This window comes from Aestuariibius violaceus (assembly GCF_040779325.2).
In the GTDB taxonomy this organism is placed as follows: Bacteria; Pseudomonadota; Alphaproteobacteria; order Rhodobacterales; family Rhodobacteraceae; genus Aestuariibius; species Aestuariibius violaceus.
In genome coordinates, this window is the sequence record NZ_JBFONT020000001.1 from 214149 (window position 1) to 230470 (window position 16322).

16 protein-coding genes and 1 pseudogene are annotated in these 16322 nt (G+C 66.1%); 14 read left to right on the forward strand and 3 right to left on the reverse strand.

Annotated features, from left to right (window positions below; all coding sequences use genetic code 11):
• The first annotated feature begins 31 nt into the window (after window positions 1–31).
• The 10 genes from AADZ90_RS01060 to AADZ90_RS01105 all read left to right on the forward strand — a co-directional run bounded on the left by AADZ90_RS01060 (window position 32) and on the right by AADZ90_RS01105 (window position 9702).
• On the forward strand, window positions 32–1687 hold the full coding sequence (locus AADZ90_RS01060) for a GspE/PulE family protein (protein ID WP_367311323.1): 1656 nt from the start codon (window positions 32–34) through the stop codon (window positions 1685–1687).
• A complete protein-coding gene (locus AADZ90_RS01065; RefSeq protein ID WP_367311322.1) occupies window positions 1687–2886 on the forward strand; it encodes a type II secretion system F family protein in 1200 nt (399 codons plus the stop codon). Before AADZ90_RS01060 ends, AADZ90_RS01065 begins: the two co-directional genes overlap by 1 nt.
• A complete protein-coding gene (gene gspG / locus AADZ90_RS01070; RefSeq protein ID WP_367311321.1) occupies window positions 2840–3292 on the forward strand; it encodes a type II secretion system major pseudopilin GspG in 453 nt (150 codons plus the stop codon). The genes AADZ90_RS01065 and gspG overlap by 47 nt, the downstream gene beginning before the upstream one ends.
• Entirely contained in the window at window positions 3289–3705 is a 417-nt protein-coding gene (locus tag AADZ90_RS01075; protein ID WP_367311320.1) for a hypothetical protein, read from the forward strand. The genes gspG and AADZ90_RS01075 overlap by 4 nt, the downstream gene beginning before the upstream one ends.
• Window positions 3702–4088 (forward strand): type IV pilus modification PilV family protein, encoded by a 387-nt coding sequence (locus AADZ90_RS01080; protein ID WP_367311319.1) that lies wholly within the window; start codon window positions 3702–3704, stop codon window positions 4086–4088. Before AADZ90_RS01075 ends, AADZ90_RS01080 begins: the two co-directional genes overlap by 4 nt.
• Window positions 4085–4732, forward strand: a complete 648-nt coding sequence (locus AADZ90_RS01085) for a PulJ/GspJ family protein (protein WP_367311318.1) — start codon at window positions 4085–4087, stop codon at window positions 4730–4732. The genes AADZ90_RS01080 and AADZ90_RS01085 overlap by 4 nt, the downstream gene beginning before the upstream one ends.
• Window positions 4717–5547: a hypothetical protein gene (locus AADZ90_RS01090; RefSeq protein WP_367311317.1), complete on the forward strand. Its 831-nt coding sequence runs from the start codon at window positions 4717–4719 to the stop codon at window positions 5545–5547. Before AADZ90_RS01085 ends, AADZ90_RS01090 begins: the two co-directional genes overlap by 16 nt.
• Window positions 5544–6176: a prepilin peptidase gene (locus tag AADZ90_RS01095; RefSeq protein ID WP_367311316.1), complete on the forward strand. Its 633-nt coding sequence runs from the start codon at window positions 5544–5546 to the stop codon at window positions 6174–6176. Before AADZ90_RS01090 ends, AADZ90_RS01095 begins: the two co-directional genes overlap by 4 nt.
• Window positions 6177–6259: 83 nt before the next feature.
• Window positions 6260–8611, forward strand: coding sequence for a type II secretion system secretin GspD (gspD, locus tag AADZ90_RS01100; RefSeq protein ID WP_367311315.1), 2352 nt, complete (start codon window positions 6260–6262; stop codon window positions 8609–8611).
• A 173-nt stretch (window positions 8612–8784) separates the two neighbouring features.
• Window positions 8785–9702, forward strand: a complete 918-nt coding sequence (locus tag AADZ90_RS01105; protein ID WP_367311314.1) for a LysR family transcriptional regulator — start codon at window positions 8785–8787, stop codon at window positions 9700–9702.
• Window positions 9703–9768: 66 nt separating this feature from the next.
• Here the strand turns inward: AADZ90_RS01105 and AADZ90_RS01110 are convergent, their stop codons facing one another.
• Entirely contained in the window at window positions 9769–10236 is a 468-nt protein-coding gene (locus AADZ90_RS01110) for a hypothetical protein (RefSeq protein ID WP_367311313.1), read from the reverse strand.
• A gap of 141 nt (window positions 10237–10377) precedes the next feature.
• The gene (locus AADZ90_RS01115) at window positions 10378–11172 is read right to left on the reverse strand and encodes an alpha/beta hydrolase (protein ID WP_367311312.1); all 795 of its coding nucleotides are present in this window, start codon (window positions 11170–11172) and stop codon (window positions 10378–10380) included.
• Window positions 11173–11219: 47 nt separating this feature from the next.
• Here AADZ90_RS01115 and AADZ90_RS01120 point away from each other — a divergent pair, with 47 nt between their 5' ends.
• The 4 genes and pseudogenes from AADZ90_RS01120 to AADZ90_RS01135 all read left to right on the forward strand — a co-directional run bounded on the left by AADZ90_RS01120 (window position 11220) and on the right by AADZ90_RS01135 (window position 15414).
• Window positions 11220–12701 carry an NAD-dependent succinate-semialdehyde dehydrogenase gene (locus tag AADZ90_RS01120; RefSeq protein ID WP_367311311.1) on the forward strand — a complete coding sequence of 494 codons (1482 nt, stop codon included), beginning with the start codon at window positions 11220–11222 and terminating at the stop codon, window positions 12699–12701.
• Between the two features lie 265 nt (window positions 12702–12966).
• Entirely contained in the window at window positions 12967–13974 is a 1008-nt protein-coding gene (locus AADZ90_RS01125; protein WP_367311310.1) for a Hint domain-containing protein, read from the forward strand.
• A 434-nt stretch (window positions 13975–14408) separates the two neighbouring features.
• Window positions 14409–14558, forward strand: coding sequence for a hypothetical protein (locus tag AADZ90_RS01130; protein WP_367311566.1), 150 nt, complete (start codon window positions 14409–14411; stop codon window positions 14556–14558).
• Window positions 14542–15414, forward strand: a pseudogene (locus tag AADZ90_RS01135) (Hint domain-containing protein). Before AADZ90_RS01130 ends, AADZ90_RS01135 begins: the two are co-directional and overlap by 17 nt.
• Window positions 15415–15872: 458 nt before the next feature.
• On the opposite strand, the gene AADZ90_RS01140 reads toward AADZ90_RS01135, so the two are convergent.
• Window positions 15873–16301, reverse strand: a complete 429-nt coding sequence (locus AADZ90_RS01140) for a nuclear transport factor 2 family protein (protein WP_367311309.1) — start codon at window positions 16299–16301, stop codon at window positions 15873–15875.
• Between the last annotated feature and the right edge of the window lie 21 nt (window positions 16302–16322).

Below are 16322 nucleotides of genomic sequence, written 5' to 3' on the forward strand. Positions count from 1 at the left end.
ATGGGATGACGCCTCGTCAGCGGAGATTCGATTGATCACGAATGTTGATCAATCCATCGTTCTTGCGCGCTTCGAAGCCGAGGGTTTGCTAGACAGCTTTCAGCGTGACCGCGCGATTGTCGCCCAGCGCGAAACAGGCCAACCCCTCCGTAAAGTCCTCGACCGGCTCGGTCACGTCTCCCAGAAAGACTGGGCTGCGGCCGCTTCCGACATCGCGCGCCTACCTCTGATTGAGCTGTCAGAGATGCCCAGACCGATTCCCAAGGTTGAGCGTCTTTCTGCCGATTTTTTGTCGCGAAAGGCGATTCTGCCCCTGGGCAATCGTGGCAACCGCCCGGCCTTCGCCATCGCCGATCCCACCGACGAAGAGATCTTCCGCGTCCTGCGCATGGCCTTCGGCGATGCCCCCGCGCTCTCGATCGCAACCGACCGCGATATAGAAGCCGCCCGCGATGCGGCGGGCGACGAAGCCCCTGACATCGCAACCGAAACGGGCGACCTCGACGCGCAGGCCCTGACCGAGCTTGCCAACAACGCCCCCACGGTCACCTATATCGAAGCGCTCTTCGCCCGCGCCGTCGAACGCTCCGCCACCGACATCCATATCGAATCCCGCGACACCGGCATCGGCGTCCGCCTGCGCGTCGATGGCTTGCTGGCCGAGGTGCCACCGCCTGCACGCGCGATCGAAAGCGGCGTGCTTTCGCGCATCAAGATCCTCGCCGGGATGGATATCAGCGAACGCCGCCTGCCGCAGGACGGCCGCATTCGCCAGCGCATCGGCGGGCGGCCGATCGACATGCGTGCCTCAAGCTTGCCATCAATCCACGGCGAAACGCTGGTCCTGCGGATCCTCGATTCCGCCTCCGGACTTGCCTCGCTCGCCGATCTCGACATGCCACCGCGCATCCATGACGTGTTCGAAACGGCGCTGTCCCAGCCGAACGGCCTGATCCTGATGACCGGCCCCACCGGCAGCGGCAAGACGACGACGCTCCACGCCGCGCTCTCGGGCATCAACAGCGCCGACCGCAAGATCGTCACCATCGAAAACCCGGTGGAGATCACGGCCCCCGGCCTCGTCCAGATCGAGGTGCGGCCCGAGATCGGGATGACCTTCGCCGCGGTCCTGCGCACCGTCCTGCGCCACAACCCCGACATCCTCATGGTGGGCGAGATCCGCGATTCCGAAACGGCAGAGCTGGCCGTCCGCGCCGCGATGACCGGCCACCTCGTCCTTTCCACGTTGCACACCAACAGCGCCGAGGATGCGATGCAGCGGATGCTCGACCTCGGCGTGCCCGACTTCCTCCTGAAATCCGTCCTGCGCATGGTCGCGGCCCAGCGCCTCGTCCGCTGCCTCTGTCCCGACTGTTCGGAAGAACTGCCCCTGGGCCTGGCCGAGGCCGACCTCGTCGCAACCCTCGCCCGCCTGCGCCCCGACCTGCCGCAAGAGGAATGGGAGCTGCGCCGCGCCAAGGGCTGCGAGACCTGCGCGGGCACCGGCTTCAGCGGGCGGATGGCCGTCTTCGAGGCGCTCGACGAAACCGCGCTCCTCACCGATGCCGACACGCCGTCGATGGCCGACGAAGCGCTCGGCCTCGTCTATGCAGGTGAAACCGCCTTCCAAGAGGTCGCGCGCGTCTTCGGCCTCGCCGCCTTCCAGCCGCGCGGGCAGGGCGACTGATGTCCGATACGGCCTTCGACTATGTCGCCCGTGATGCCAGCGGCGCGCGCAAGTCCGGCCGGATCAGCGGTGCCGACAAGCGCGAGGCCGCACTTGCCCTCAAGGCCCAGGGCCTCCAGCCCGTCCGCCTCAGCGCCAGCGCCACGGCTCCCGTACAGGACGCCGCGCTCACCCTGCCGAAAGCCACCGAGTTTGCAGGCCGCCTCGCCCGCCTGACCCAACGCCGCATCCCGCTCGACCGCGCGCTGGGCCTCATCGCCGAAGGCCGCACCGGCCCGATGAAAACCGCCGCCGCCGCAGCCCGCGCATCACTCCGCGACGGCGCCTCCCCGGCCGAAGCACTCGGCGGCCCCGGTGGCCTTTCCGATCCGGCCTGCCGCGCGATCCTCACCGCGTCCGAGGCGACCGGCGCGCTCGACAGCGCGCTCGCCTCCGTCCACGGGATGCTCGACACGCGCCTCACCCTGCGCCGCAAGATCGTGACCGAGATGATCTACCCGGCAATCCTCCTCGTCGTCGCGGCCGCCTCCATCGCCGTCATCCTCGTCGCGATCATCCCTCAGTTCCGCCCCCTCGTCGAAGGCCGAATGGACCTCGTCCCGGCGCTCGGCCGCGCCGTCTTCGCGCTCTCCGCCTTCGTCTCCTGGATCTGGCCGCTGCTCCTCCTCGGCACCGCCGCGACCACCGGCGCCGCGATCTGGCTCGCCCGCCGCGGGCGGCTGATGCCGATCCTCACCGCCGCCGCCCAGCGTATCCCGCCGCTCCGCCGCCTCAACGCCCGCAACCAGGGCGCCCAGGCGCTGACCCTCCTCGGCAGCCTCCTCGAACGGCGCGTCCAGCTCGACACGGCGCTGGCCGTCCTCGTCGAGGCCACGCCCGCCGACAGCCCCCTGCACCCCACGCTGCAGAAAATCGGCGAAGAGGTGCAGTCAGGCACCCCGCTCTGGCAGGCGCTCGACACCGCGAACCTGCTTGATGGCGACGCGATCGAGACCATCCGCATCGGGGAAGAGGCCGGCGACCTGCCCGACATGGTCGCCCGCGCCGCCGCCGACCTGCGCGAGGCGCGCAGCCGCGCCACCGAACGTTTCATGCTTCTCTTCCAGCCGGCGCTCATCGTCATCGTCGGCGCAACCATCGGGGTCAGCCTCTATGCCCTCTTTTCTGCCATCACCGCGGTCAACGCGATTTCGTTCTAGGCGCCGCAGAACGGCCAAGGGTTTCTCGCTGGTCGAGATGCTGGTCGCCGTCGCCATCATCGGCCTGCTCGTGGGCCTCGTCGGCCCCGCCGCCATGCGCCAGCTCGGCAACAGCCGGGTCAAGGCGGCCGAGGCGCAGATCGCCCAGCTCCGCAGTGCCATCGACATCTACACGATCGATACCGGCCGCCTGCCGGACGAGGATCGCGGCCTCGACGCGCTGATCACCTGGGACGGGGACACGCCCGGCTGGAACGGCCCCTATCTGCGCGACGGCAAGATGCCGGTCGATCCCTGGGGCAGCCCTTACATCTACATGCTCGACAACGGCCAGGTGCGCGTCCGCTCCCTCGGCGCCGACCGCCAGCCGGGCGGAGACGGGCAGGCCGCCGACATCACCGGATGACACCGCGCCGCACCCGCCTCTCCCGCGGGGCCGCCCTGACCGAGGTGCTGGCTGCCGCCGCGATCGTCGCGATGATCGGCACGCTGATCCTCGTGGCGACCGGCCCGGGCGACCGCACGCGGCTGGATCGCGAGGTCGCAGCAATCTCCGTCCTCCTCGCCCAGGCGCGCCTGATGGCCGCCGAAACCGGCCGCCCGGTCGAACTCGTCTGGACGCCCGACGACCGCCAGCTTGCCGCCGGTCCCCTGACCCATCGCCTCTCCCGCAATGTCGACGGCCCCGACGCAACCCAGCGCACGATCCTCCAGCCGAACGGCGAATCCGACGGGCTGGAGCTGACCCTCGTCGCAGGCCCCCACCGCCGCACCGTGATCCTCAACTGGCTCACCGGCCGCAGCGAGGTTGCGGGATGACCCGCCGCCGCGCCAGGGGTTTCACCCTGGTCGAGGCGCTCGTCGCCATGGCCGTCGCGACCGTCACCGTGGCGGGCTTCTACAGCGCCGTCGGCACCGGCGCCCGCCTCGAACGCGCGGCAGAGGATCAGGCGGCGAATGTCCTCCTTGCCAGCCAGATCCTCGACCGTACCGGCGTCGACATCCCCCTCCGCGCGGGCCTCTTCGAGGAAGGCCAGGTTGGCCCCCGCCGCTGGCGGCTGACGATCACCGACGGCGTCCAGCGCGACATGGATCTCGGCCGCATCCCGGCGGGCCACCTCCTGACCGTGGCCGTCTCGGTCACCGGCCAGGGCCCGGACGTCACCCTCAGGTCCCTCCGCTACGCAGCGAGCCCGCTGTGATCCGCCGCCGCCGCACCGCCCGCGGCTTCTCCCTCATCGAGGCGCTCGTCGCCCTCTCGATCTCGGCTGTCACCCTGTCGCTCATGACCGGCGCCACCTGGGGCCTGCGCCAGATGACCGACCGCGCCAGACCGGCCGAGATCTCCACCGCCGACGACTGGATCGCCGCCCGCCGCGTCTTCCGCGACTGGGCCTCAGCCGCAGGCGGCACCAGCCTGCGCAGCGCGGGCTACTTCGGCGGCGACGCGCGCGAGCTGCGCGTCCTCGTCCCGCCGCGCCACGACGCCCCCGGCTTCCTTGGCATCCTCACGATCCGCGCCGACGGCGGGGGCGGTTGGACGCTCGAGGCCCGCCGCGCCCGCGGCGCCTCCGACATCCGCTTCCCGGCCGAAGAGGCACGCAGCACCCGCCTCCTGTCCGGCCAGGGAGAGGCGCGCCTCTCCTACCTCATCCCGGCCGATTTCGGCGGCGACGCCCGCTGGCGCAGCGAGGCCCAGACCGGCACCGGCCTGCCTCTCGCCATCGCGCTCGATGTCGGCGGCGACCGCCTGCTCACCGCGCGCATCCCGGCCGAGCGTGCGCCCGCCTGCATCGCCCGCCTCGGCCGCGCCGGATTGGAGGAGAGGGAATGCCGCCTGCGCTGACCGCCCGCCGCCACGCCAAGGGCTTCGTCCTCGTCGCCGTCCTCTGGATGGGCGTCGCGCTCCTGATCGCGGTCAGCGCCTACCTCGCCACCGCCCGCAGCGGCGCGCTCACCGCCCGCGCGGATGTCGAGATGCTGCGCGCCACCGAACTGGCCCGCAGCGGCCTCAACGCCGGTCTCGCCCGCCTCGCCCTCACCGTGACCGACGACGAGGCCGTCCCCCGCGACGGCACCCCCCAGATCATGCGTTTCGCCGAAGGCGAGGTAATCCTGCGGATCGAGGATGAATCCGGCAAGCTCGACATCAACGCGGCCCCCGCCGAACTCCTCGCCCCCGCCCTCCGCCGCGTCGGATCCGGCGCCGACGCATTCGACGCAGCCAACATGGCCCAGGCCATCGTCCAGACGCGCGAGGCAGGCCGCGTCTACGGCTCGGTCGACGCGCTCGTCACCCAGTTCAACCTTTCGACAGCGTCGGGAGAGCGCATTCGCCAGACCTTCACGACGCTCAACATGACCCCCCGGATCGATCCTGGCTCGGCCCCGGCAGATGTCCTCCTCTCCCTCCCCGGCGTCGGCGAAAGCGACGTCCAAGACGTCCTCGCCCGCCGCGCCGCAGGCCTCACCCCGCCGCGTCTCGGCGCCGCCGCCGTCTGGCTCGCGCCGCGCACCGGCCCGGTCTTCCGGATGACGGCAGAGGCCGTCCTGACCTCTGGCATCCGCGCGCGGATGGAAATGGTGGTGGCCGCCAAGGGCCTCGGCTTCCGCGGTGGCCGGATGGACTACGACATCCTGTCAGCCCGCGTCCTGCCATGACGCCGCTTGCCGCCGCGATCCTCGCGCAGATCGCCATCGCCAACATCTTTGTCTCCACCCCCGCGCGCCTCGCGCTGCGCGCCGCCCTGCGCAAGGCGGGTGGCCGGCCCGCGCTCCGCTGGACGACGAGCCTTCAGGCGGGCCTGACCCTCGGCCTCTCCGCCGCGATCTGGCTGCAGTTTTCCTTCGGCGGCGCCCCGCTCCTGACCGCGGCCATCGCTATCGCTCTGCTTCTCGCCGCCTGCGACCTCGCCTGGCGCTGGCTTCCCCCGGGGTGGAGTATCGCTCTCGCTGTCCTCGGCATCTTCGCCACGCTCGACGGCCAAAGCTGGCTCTCCCTCCTCGCCGGCATCGCCTCTCCGGCACTCACCCTCCTGGCCCTGCGCCAGACCTTCCTCACCCTCCGCGGGGTCGAGGCGCTCGGCCTCGGCGACGTCTGGCTCGCCGCCGCGATCGGTGCCTGGCTCGACCCGATGCTGGGCCTTCTCGCCCTCGGCCTTGCCGCGCTCAGCGGCTTGGCGGCGGCCACGATCACGCGCCTCCTCACCTCCGCTCCCCCCGCAAATCCGAAAGTCGCTTTCGGGTCACACCTCTGCTTCGCTTTCCTGCTGCTCCTTAATTTTGTTTAGCTTTGCGCCGTAACGCATTGCAATGTCACGATAACGCGACCGCCCGAAGAGGTGGCGCGATTGAGTGGCAGAGGGCAGAAGTAATGAAGAAGACGATCCCATGGATCGGCGTGGTCTTGGCCATGGCCGGATGCGAGGCGTTGAACGACGACGACCTCGCCAGTCAGCGTGTTTCCCTGTTTCCATGGCAACGCGACATCATAGAAGGCAATGCCGGTGACTTCGGCCCGGGCGAGCGGCGGCAAGGCCGCGTCCTGCCCGCGCAGTCGGTCGAAGCCGGCGACGGCACGATCTTCCCCGGCCGCCAGCCGCTCGTCCGTCAGGACGATTTCGTCACCGTCGGATCCAGCGGCCAGACCGTGTCGCTCACCCTCGTCGACGTCTCGATCGAAGAGGCCGCGAACGCCATCCTGGGCGAGGTCCTGCGCCAGAACTTCGTGATCGACCCCCGCGTCAGCGGCACCGTCAACATCCGCTCGGCCGAACCGATCAGCCGCGCCACCGCGATCGAGGTCTTCGAACTGGCGCTCCGCCAGAACAACGCCGCCCTCATCCGACGGGGAGAGGTCTTTGCCATCGTGCCCCTGACCTCCGACCTTGCTATCGGAGCCTCCACAGGCCGCGACATCCCGCCGGGCTACAGCTTCCGCGTCGTGCCCCTGCGCAATATCGGCGCGCAGGAGATGGCCGCGATCCTCCAGCCCTTCGCGGGCAGCGGCATCGTCGGCATCGACGCCCAGCGCAACATCATCGTGCTCGCCGGCACCTCCGGCGACCAGCGCGCCTGGCAGGAGACGATCGACAGCTTCGATGTCGACTGGCTCGCCAACAAATCGGTCGGCATCTTCCCGATCCGCGGCCGCTCCGCCCAGTCCATCGTCAACGGGCTGGAACAGATCGTCGAAACCGACGAGCAGTTCGAACCGATCGCCGTCTTCGAGGTCATCCCCGAGAACAACTCGATCCTCGCCGTCGCCAAGACGCCCCGCGCCCTGCAGAACGTGGCCGTCTGGATCAGCCGCCTGACGCAAGAGGGCCAGAACGACGCGCAGGTCTATTCCTACGACATGAAGTACGCGCGCGCATCGACCGTGGCACCGACCCTGTCGCAGGTCCTCGGCATCTCCGTGGTGACAGCTGAGGGCGAAGGCGAGGCCGAAGTCATCCTCGCCTCCGACACGGGCGAGATGACGCAAGGCAACCTCGGCACCCAGAACGAAACGCGGGTCGTGGCCAACGAGGCGACGAATACGCTTCTGATCCACGCGACGCGCGAGGAATACAACCGCATCGTCGGCATCCTCCACCGCCTCGACGTGCCGCCGCGCCAGGTGCTGGTCGAAGCGACCATCGTCGAGGTCACGCTGACCGACGACCTGCGCTACGGTGTGCAGTTCCTGTTCAGCGACGGTGATGCCCGCGGCGGCCTGACACGGGGCGGCTCGGCCAGCATCTCAGCCGAGACCCCCGGCTTCTTCGTCACCCTCGACAGCCCCGCCGACGTCATCGTCGACGCGCTGGCCGATGAGACGCAGATCAACGTGATCTCGTCCCCCAACCTGATGATCCTCAACAACGAAAGCGCCCGCCTCCTGGTCGGCGATCAGGTGCCCGTCGCGACCCAGCAGGCGACCGACGTGAACGCGGATGAGGACGTCTTCATCTCGACCGTCGAGTTCCGCGATACCGGCGTCATCTTCGATGTCACCCCGCGCATCAACTCCTCCGGCGCCGTCACGCTCGACATCGTCCAAGAGGTCAGCAACGTGCGCGAAGCCGATGCGGAAACGCTGACGCCCACGATCTCGCAGCGGATCGTCGACAGCTCGATCTCGGTCAATAGCGGCGAGACGATCGTGCTTGGCGGGCTGTTTTCCAACACCGAAACCCGCGGCAACAGCGGCGTTCCCGGCCTCAAGGACATTCCCGTCGCGGGCAAGCTCTTCGGCCGCACGCGGCGCGACAATGCCCGGACCGAGCTGATCGTGCTGATCACGCCGCGCATCGTCAACGACGCGATGGATGCCCGCCGGGTCACCCAGCAGCTGCGCCGCCGGGTCACCGCCCTGCAGCAGCCGTCGCTCAGCACCGATGTCCGCGTCCCCGCGCTCGAGACGGAAAACTCCAGCAAGCTGGGTCAGTTCATCGAAACGCCGACGCCCGCAGCGCCCGCAACCCAGGCCCAGCCCACGCAGGTCGCGGCCTCCGGCGCCACGGACCACTACGCGATCCTCGGTGCCTTCAGCACGCGCGAGGCGGCGGAACGGCACTGGTCCACGCTCCGCTCGAACTACCCGGCCCTTGCCCGCCAGCGCGCGGCCTTCACGGCAACCCAAAGCCTTACCACGGTCTCGGTCGGGCCGATGACGCGGGCCGAGGCGACGCAGGTCTGCGTCACCGTCCAGACGGAATGCTTCACCGCCAAACGGCGCTGACATCCAACGGGCCGCCGCCGGATCACCGGCGGCGGCCCCCTCCAATCAATCCCGATTTTATCGAGGCGGCGCACTTGATTAACGCCGTCACGAAAACGACATGAGGTTCAACCTGGCCGTGCGCGCGGCATCGCGCCGCACCGCATGACCGGCCGCCTGGGGGACCTGCACCGATGTTGTTCGCCGACCAGATCAGCACCGACGATCTGCGCCTGTTCTTCTACATCTGCGAAGAAGGCAGCCTCACCGGTGCCGCGCGCCGCTGCGGCGTCTCCAAAGCCACGCTCTCCCGCGCCCTTTCCCGGCTTGAGGAGGCGGCGAACGTCCCCCTCTTCGACCGGCTTAGTACCGGGCTGCGCCCCACCCAGGCCGGGATGGGCCTGTTTGAGACGGCCCGCATCGTCGCTCAGGCCGGCACCGATGCCGAAGAGATCGTGCGCATCGCCAACGGCACCCCGCGCGGCACCCTGCGCATCGCCGCCAGCGCGCTCTCGGCCCAGCAGATCCTCGGCCCCGTCCTGGCTGAAATGGCCGTTCGCTACCCCGAGGTGCGCACCACGGTCGAAACCGGCGCCAGCGGCCCCGACCCCCTTGCCGAGGATCTCGACGTCGTCATCCGCCTCGGCCGCCCGGAAGAGCCTTACCTGATCGCCCGTCGTATCCTGCGCTCCCCTCTCCGGCTTTATGGCGCAAGACGCCTCGCCGACACCGCCGACCTGACCGATCCGGCCGTCGTGGCAACGCTCCCCCGGATCGTGATCGGCGTGCCCGGCTCGCCCGAAATCTGGCGCCTGACCGGCCCGGGCGGCCGCACGATCGAACTGGCCGATCACGAGGTTTGCCGGGTCAGCGATCCGGGCATCGCGCTTGGCATCCTGCGCTCCGGCGCGGGTCTAGCGCTGCTGCCCGAGATCTTCGGACGCCACGGCACCGCCAGCGGCGACTTCGTCACGGTCCTTCCGGACTACACCGGGCCGGAAATCAGCGGCTTCGCCTCATTCCCGCCCCGCCGGGCCAGCATCCCCGCCGTCCGCGTCTTCATCGATCTTCTCGTCGCCCATGCGTCGACCCTGACGCCGGGCAGCACATGAAAAAGGCGCGCGGGGGCAGGAGACCCGCGCGCCATCAGCGCCTGAGATTGGGGGATTTGGGACGTCTCAGTCGCTGAACTCGTCCATGTACATCGCGGCGATCTGGGCGTTCGTGTAATCCGCCGGATCGACACCAAGCTGCCGTGCCATCTGATCATGGCCCGCAACTCCGGAATCCTGGGTCGAGACGACGCTGCCGCCGCTCAGGATCTTCCGCACCCGCTGATCGTCGTTTTCCTCATACGCGACCCGCAACTCGATCAGGTCAGCCACGTCATAGGCACCCGGCGCGACACCAAGCTGCGCAGCCAGCTGCGCCTGTCCTGCGCCTGCACGACCCTGGGTCGAGACGATGGCACCACCGCCGAGGATCAAATCGACCTTCTGGTGGTCGTGCTCTTCCATGGCGGCTTTCAACGTCGCCAGTTCTGACACGCTATAGGCGCCGGGGTCGACACCAAGGGATTGGGCCAACTGGTCGCTTGCCAGGGCCGGGGTCGCCGCAAGGGCAATCGGGATAAGGAACCGGAACATGTCGTCTCTCCTCTGCTACATCGTGATGATGCTCAGATGGGAGGCGCCGGGCGTCCGGTGTAGCCACGACAGGGGAAAGCGCTGTTTCAGAATTGAAACAGCGGACGTCTGGTAACTGCACGCAAGAATACCAAGGGGCCGTCACCCAACCGCAATCCGCTCGCCCACAAGCGCCCGAACCACGGCGCTCTCCGGATCCTCCAGCCCTTCGATCACGTCGAAATGGTGCCGCCCCGGATCCACGACGTGCTCCACGTCCCAGGCCTTGGCCATGTCCTCCGCCTGGTCCAGAAAGGCCGGGCGCTCCTTCGCGCCGACCCAGACGGTGACGTCTATCCCCTGCTTCTTCCGCCGCAGCATCGGGCTTTCCCGCTTGGCCTCTTCGTCGTCGATCTTCAGCGTCTCGTTCATCGACGTCCGCATCAGCGGCCGCAGGTCCGCCACGGGCGAGATTGCGACGATCCGCGCGATCCGGTTCCGCACCTCGACCCGCGTGTTCCGGCAGCCCAGCCGCAGTACCGCCTGCCCGCCCGCCGAATGTCCCGTCAGCACCACCGGACCCACCATCCGCCGGGCAATCTGATCGACCGCCTTGCGCACCGAAAACCCGATCTCCCGCAGACGCCGCTCCGGCGCCAGCGGATAGGACGGCAACGCCACGCTCCATCCCTGCGCCACCGGCCCCGCCGCCAGATGAGAAAAGTCGTCCTTCGAAAACCGCATCCAGTAGCCGCCATGGACAAAGACGATCAGCCCCAGCGACGACCGCTCCGGATGGAACAGATCGAACACTTCCCGCGGATGCTCCCCGTAAGGCAGATCCAGCTCACACCGCGCCTGTGCGCGAAACCCCTCCGCCGCCGTGCGCCACTTTTCGGGATAGGCCTCCGCACCCGGAATATGCGCGGCATTGGCATAGGCGTCGTCCAGTTCCATACTATCCTCCCATCAAGGGCACGCCGCCCGAAGAAGAGAGGCCACCCATGCTCGATGATACCACCGACATCCGCTCAATGCTCAAGAACCCCGCATTGTTGCGGCAAGACGCTTACCTGGGCGGCAAATGGGTACAAGCGGCCTCTGGTCAAACCTTCGCCGTCGCCAACCCCGCCCGCGGCGACACCATCGCAAACGTCGCCGACCTCTCCCGCGAAGAGATAGCACAGGCGATCGACGCCGCCCATGCCGCCCAGCCCGCCTGGGCCGCAAAAACCGCCAAGGACCGCGCCCAGATCCTGCGCCGCTGGTACGACCTGATGATGGAACATCAGGAGGATCTGGCCATCCTCATGACCGCCGAACAGGGCAAGCCTCTCACCGAAAGCCGGGGCGAGGTCGCCTACGGCGCCGCCTTCGTCGAATGGTTCGGCGAAGAGGCCAAGCGCGTCTACGGCGAGACCATCCCGGGCCACCAGCCCGACAAGCGCCTGACCGTGATCCGCCAGCCCATCGGGGTTGCCGCCGCGATCACGCCCTGGAACTTCCCCAACGCGATGATCGCCCGCAAGGTCGCCCCCGCGCTCGCCGCCGGCTGCAGCTTCGTCGTCCGCCCCGCCTCGCTCACGCCGCTGTCCGCGCTGGCCATGGCCGTCCTCGCCGAAGAGGCAGGCGTGCCCGAAGGCGTCTTTTCCGTCCTCCCCTCGACCTCCTCCTCCGACGCCGGAAAAGAGTTCTGCGAAAATCCCAAGGTCCGCAAACTCACCTTCACCGGCTCGACCGAGGTCGGGCGCATCCTGCTCAAGCAAGCCGCCGACCAGGTGATGAAATGCTCGATGGAGCTTGGCGGCAACGCCCCCTTCATCGTCTTCGACGACGCCGACCTCGATGCCGCCGTCGAAGGCGCCATCGCCTGCAAGTTCCGTAACAACGGTCAAACCTGCGTCTGCGCCAACCGCATCTACGTGCAGGACGGCGTCTATGATGCCTTCGCCGAGAAGCTGAAGAACGCGGTGGAAGACATGACGGTCGGCGACGGCCTGGAGGACGGCACCGACCTCGGCCCCCTGATCGAACCGGGCGCGCTCGACAAGGTGCAGGAGCATCTGGACGATGCCCTCTCCAAAGGCGCCACGGTCCTGACCGGCGGCGAAAAACACGCCCTCGGCGGTCAGTTCTTCCAGCCCACCATCGTCACCGGCGCCACGAAGGACATGAAGGTCTCGACCGAGGAAACCTTCGGCCCCTTCGCCCCCCTCTTCCGCTTCAAGGACGAGGACGAGGTGATCGCGCTCGCCAACGACACGATCTTCGGCCTCGCCTCGTATTTCTACGCCAAAGACATCTCCCGCGTGACCAAGGTGGCCGAGGCGCTCGAATACGGCATCGTCGGCGTCAACACCGGCATTATCTCCACCGAGGTCGCCCCGTTCGGCGGCGTCAAGCAATCCGGCCTCGGCCGCGAAGGCTCCCGCCACGGCATCGAGGACTACCTCGAGATGAAATATATCTGCACCAGCGTCGCCTGAGAAATCCGCCTCAAGTTTAGCCGCTCGGCACCGGCATTGCTGGTTTGCGTGTCGGTAAGCGGCGGCTTCCCGCAAGATCATCAACTTTAAATAGATGAATCTCTCGGTCTGGCTATCGGCGGATAGCAACTTCTGGTGGTGGGCTGCCCGGAAGACCAATACCTTCAGACTGAACAGGATACACTAGACCACAGAAATCACGACGCCCCGCTCCCGGAAGACGCTCAGTACGACTTACTCGGCTCTCTCCAGTTCGGAGGCGTATATGCCCGACTTCTTTATCTATTCGAATGCAGATCTTGGAATAGCACCGGGTTTGAACGGAGCTACCGACGTCATTCTGAACGGTGCGGCAACAACCGTTTCCGGATCACCTGACATCGCTTCGGTCTCTGATGACGATGCTAATTTTGACGATCTCGTGGGCGACCTCGGTCAAATTCAGGATCCGGGACTCAATCAATCCCTGGAGCAAGACCTGGTCATCGATGGCGTCACGATCGGTACGGCGGGAGATCCAATATATAACGAAGCTGCGTCGACGGTTACGAACAACACAACCGGCGAAACAGGCACCCTCTACTATGTTACCTTGAATGATGGCGCCGGAAACCAGACCTGGGTCGGTTTCGCCTCTACAATATTGCTGAATCCAGGGGATGACATCACGATCTCTACCGGAGATCCTGTTGCATCGGTTCCATATACCGATCTTGTCCTCTGCTTCGGTCAGGGCACGCTGATCGAGGCAGCCAACGGCCCAATGCCCGTTGAGAATTTGCAGGTCGGGGGGGTGGTAAAGACCCTCGACCACGGCCTTCAGAAGATTCAGTGGATTGGTCACAGGACCGTCCAGGCGACAGGCAACTTGGCACCCATCGTTTTTTTACCGGGCGCTATCGGCAATGATCGCGAACTGATCTTGTCCCCCCAGCACCGCGTCCTCGTTTCAGGATGGCGGGCAGAGCTTTTCTTCGGCGAACCCGAAGTCCTCGTCCCTGCCAAGCATCTTGCGGGATCCGATCAGATCTATCGGCGTGAAGGAGGAACCGTCGAATACTTCCACATCCTCTTCGACAGGCATGAGATCGTGTTTTCAAACGGCGCACTCTCCGAAAGCTTCCATCCCGGCGAAACGGGTCTCTCCGCGGTCGAAGAGGCGCAGCGCGAAGAATTGTTCAGCATCTTCCCAGAGCTCGCGGCCTCCGTCGACAGCTTCGGTCCCTCGGCCCGCCCCTCACTGAAACGGTATGAGGCATCTCTCCTTGTCTGACCCCAAAACCAACAGGAGGCAGGAAACCTGCCGCCGCTCCATCCGAAACCTGCTTGATGCACCTCGCGACACACGACGGGGCGTGTCGAGCAACTCCACCACGCCAAGAGGGCTCCCGCCACGGCATAGAAGACTACCTCGAGATGACGGGCATCTGCGCGACCATCGCCTGAACGATCTGCCTCCCGTTTGGTCTTTCGGGCCCGGCATCGCCGGTCGGTGCCCTTATAAGAGGCAGTTTCCCGCACAACCATCAACTTTAATTAGATAGAATTATCTACCTATGGTAGATGACGCACCGGCAACTTCGAGTGTGGGCTCTCGAACAACGAAACCATCCCAGACGTAAAGGACACTCTCGACTTCAGAATTAAGGACGCCCCCCGGACGACGCTCGGTACGACACTTGGTCCTCTCCAGTTCAGGAGGCGTATATGCCTGACTTCTTTATCTATTCGAATGCAGATCTGGGAATAGCACCAGGAATAGACGGCGCTCTCGCCGTATTTGGATCGGGAACAACGACGACAGTTTCGGGCTCTCCCGATGTCGTGTCGGTGTCCGATGATGATCCCAATTTTTGACGACGACAGTGACACAGGCGGGCAGGTTCAGGACCCAGGACTGAATCAGGTCTTGGAGCAAGACCTGATTATCGATGGTGTCTTGGTGGGAACCGCCGGTCAGTCAATCTACAACGCCGCCGAGTCAACCGTGACCAATGAGACTACGGGCGAGACCGGTACTCTCGTCTATATCACGCTTGACGACGGTACCGGAGCAACGTGGGCCGGCTTCGCGTCGACGATAGAATTGAACCCCGGTGACGAGCTTACGATAGCAATCGGCGATCCCATCGCGACTGAAGCATATGCGGATCTTGTCTTCTGTTTCAGCGCGGGGACGATCATCCGAACTACCGATGGTCCAAAAGCTGTTGAGGCTCTCGGCGTCGGCGACATGGTCGAGACCTTCGATAACGGACCGCAAGAAATTCGCTGGATCGGCCGCAAGACCGTCGCTGCAAAAGGTAATCTGGCGCCGATCGTCTTTTCCCCCGGTGCGATTGGGAATGAACGCGCGCTCACCTTGTCCCCCTAGCACAGGGTGCTTTTGTCAGGCTGGCAAGCTGAACTGTACTTTGCGGAGGAGGAAGTCCTCGTTCCGGCAAAGCACCTTGTCGGATCCGATAGGATCTTCAGGCGCGAAGGCGGCGAAATCGAGTATTTCCATATCCTTTTCGACCAACATGAGATCATATTTGCCGAGGGTGCCCCTTGCGAAAGCTTTCATCCCGGCGAAACGGGTCTCACCGCGGTCGAAGAGGCGCAGCGCGAAGAATTGTTCACAATCTTCCCAGAGCTTGCTGTCTCCGTCGACAGCTTCGGCGCGTCGGCTCGACCCTCGCTGAAACGGCATGAGGCATCTCTCCTCCGCTAGGTTCTGAAAACCAGCCTGAGGTGGGCAATCCGCCCCCCTCTTCCCTTCGCAACCCGCTTCCGCCCCATGGCATGTCAAGCAATCCGGCTTCGCGCCGGGACCTAGGCCCAGACGCGCAACCTCAGATCAAGGGGCTCGGTTCGTTTGACGCCCTGGCGCCGGGCGAGCGCCTGACCGGGGGCTGGCGCAGCGACGGCGGAACGACGCACTTGATGGCAGCCAAACTCGTCCCACAAAATGAACGGGCAGCGCTCTGTCCCCAAAGCGCCAGACCGCGTTCGTCGGGCAAAAAGTCCACTGAACCCTTTGCTGATCCTCCTCACCGGTCAGGCGCTTGCTCGGGCAGCGGCGGTACCGCTCGATCCGGGCCGGCAGAGCCGAAGACAAAACGCTCAGGATTGGAGCCAAGCGGCTTGCGCATCTCATCGGTCGGCTTCACGGGCGAAGCAGCAAAGCAATCACTCGACAAACTGCGAGTTACGGTGATGCAGCCGCCATGCGCCATCTTCCAGATGCCATACATTGACGAACCGCAACTGACCTCCGAACGGATCCGCCCCGATCCGGCCTTCCACCCGGCTGGCCCCGGACGTCACGACCGTGTCGCCGAAATCCACGATCCGCAGATCGGGCGCATCGGCACGGGTGACGACAGCCGCTCCGCTTGAAATCAGGCCCAGGAAGGACGCTTCATCGAAATCCTGGCCAGAGCCGTGCTGATAGAGAAACCCGTCCGCAAAGATGTCCGCCATCATCTCGGCATCCGCGTCAATGAACGCTTCATAGAACGACGCTTCTCTCTCGATGATCTCAGCCCCGGTCTCCGCAACCGCTGGGACAGGGAAAAGGAACGACGCCCCTAGAATGACTCCCGCTACGTCCTTCATTGGATACCTCATTTTTGGATG